Below are 362 nucleotides of genomic sequence, written 5' to 3'. Positions count from 1 at the left end.
TGCTCCACCCCGCGTCGTTATAAAGTTTATATGGTGGAGGCTGAGGGGATCGAACCCCCGACCCTCTGCTTGTAAGGCAGATGCTCTCCCAGCTGAGCTAAGCCTCCGAACAACACATTTATGATCATACCATAATCTTGTTGTAAAAATCAACTTCTTTTTTTGAAGTTATTATGACCCGTAGGGGATTCGAACCCCTGTTACCTCCGTGAAAGGGAGGTGTCTTAACCCCTTGACCAACGGGCCTTAATATTATGGCGGAGAGAGAGGGATTCGAACCCTCGAGACGCTTGTGACGCCTACACGATTTCCAATCGTGCTCCTTCGGCCAGCTCGGACACCTCTCCATATGGCTCCCCGAA

The 362-nt window shown here is 50.3% G+C and carries 3 tRNA genes; all 3 read right to left on the bottom strand.

What is annotated here, in order from left to right:
• Positions 1 to 31 precede the first annotated feature (31 nt).
• The 3 genes from EL84_RS30555 to EL84_RS30545 all read right to left on the bottom strand — a co-directional run bounded on the left by EL84_RS30555 (position 32) and on the right by EL84_RS30545 (position 347).
• A tRNA-Val gene (locus EL84_RS30555) sits at positions 32 to 107 on the bottom strand.
• A gap of 67 nt (positions 108 to 174) precedes the next feature.
• A tRNA-Glu gene (locus EL84_RS30550) sits at positions 175 to 246 on the bottom strand.
• A 9-nt stretch (positions 247 to 255) separates the two neighbouring features.
• Positions 256 to 347 (bottom strand) — tRNA-Ser (locus EL84_RS30545).
• Between the last annotated feature and the right edge of the window lie 15 nt (positions 348 to 362).

Source organism: Paenibacillus sp. VT-400 (assembly GCF_001029205.1).
Lineage (GTDB): Bacteria > Bacillota > Bacilli > Paenibacillales > Paenibacillaceae > Paenibacillus > Paenibacillus amylolyticus.
This window is presented reverse-complemented; position numbering and strand designations above follow the sequence as displayed.